The sequence below is a fragment of the Microcoleus sp. D3_18a_C4 genome, assembly GCF_036702415.1.
Classification (GTDB): domain Bacteria; phylum Cyanobacteriota; class Cyanobacteriia; order Cyanobacteriales; family Microcoleaceae; genus Microcoleus.
In genome coordinates this window covers 1-1,291 of the sequence record NZ_JAUBTI010000235.1, presented here as the reverse complement: position 1 = coordinate 1,291, position 1,291 = coordinate 1, and the positions used below count along the sequence as shown (strand labels likewise).

The following is a 1,291-nucleotide window of genomic DNA, read 5'->3' as shown; positions in this document are numbered from 1 at the left end:
GTATCTAAAGTATGGGAGTCGGGAAGAAAAATAGAAAAGAAGCCTCTATATTCTAGATTAATTCATTTAAGTAAGCACACCTAAGTTTGAGCATTTGATTGATATTTTCATGACACCACTGAGCGCCGGAAATTTTTAATCTTCTGTCAATCTGTTTCACTAATGATTCCACCGCTCCCGACCCAATAGAACAAATATTTTGGCTGGACAAGAGTTGATAGTTAACAATTCGATTCCGATGTTTTGTGACATATTTGCAAAAGTTGGTAGTCTGACGACTCTTGCACAACTCAAACAACTTAAGGGTTTCATCTGTACGGCCTTGCCACAACAATTCTTTGGCTTTAGACAGTCGTTTCCTAGACCCTGCTACTTTGTACAGATTTTCGACTAAATGATACCAGTCTAAGATTTCTCGGCGATTGCCATCCGGATTGAATTTACCGATCAGATTCCAAATTCCGTCATGTCCATCACCCAAACAAGTCACTAGGGAATTTAACGGCTGACGATTGACATAATCAATCAAGACTTCATTTTTCAGAAAATATGCAGCATAAAAGCTGCCATGAAGACTAACTGCTTTATAATCGAGCCAGTGAGAACCTTCCCCTTTTGCCCCTCTAACACGCACTTTTCCTCCATCCACACTGGTTTCTTTAATGGGGGCGCACGCTACTGGTTCAACCCAATCTTGGTTTTCTACCAATCTATGTAAACTGGTATGACCTATCTTGACTCCCGTCTGTACTTCAATTTCTTGAGATGCCTTTTCATAGGATAACAAGGCCACTTGTCGCAGACAGCATTTCTCAAAAAAAGGGGCTAACCGAGTCGATTTTTTGAGATTTAATTTTTCTGCTTGTTTTTCGGTAATTTTTAACTCACCTACACAGCTTTTTACTGTTCGGGGACGCCCTTTATCTGTTCCTGTGGTTTCTTTGATAAAAAAAAAGCAACTTCTGGTCCCACTATCTCTATCCATTGTTTTCTCAAGTGTCCTTCTATTGCTTCCAGGCTTTCTAACGCCTCGGGAGGAGTGTTTCTGTATAAAATTTTAGCGATTTCAGCAGTATGAGCTTGTAAACTTGCTCGGGTAGTCAGGCGTCATGTTGAGTTCCTCAAAATTATTTATTGACTATTGTAACTCTTGAGATACTCTATTCTTCAGTTCCTCTAAAATGGCTGATTGACTCTAAAACATATTTTTTGGGGAAGCTAAGTGTCGCTTTTCCCCAAAAGCGGCGCACCTTATCATACTTTTGTATATTTGCAAAATCGGGATGCTCCC

General features: G+C 39.9%; 1 protein-coding gene. It reads right to left on the bottom strand.

Annotation, left to right across the window (positions count from 1 at the left end; all coding sequences use genetic code 11):
- Positions 1-52: 52 nt before the first annotated feature.
- A protein-coding gene (locus QUB16_RS33375; RefSeq protein ID WP_333322689.1) for an ISKra4 family transposase occupies positions 53-1,104 on the bottom strand; the annotation gives its coding sequence in 2 pieces (ribosomal slippage) (positions 53-954 and positions 954-1,104; 1,053 coding nt in all).
- Positions 1,105-1,291 lie beyond the last annotated feature (187 nt).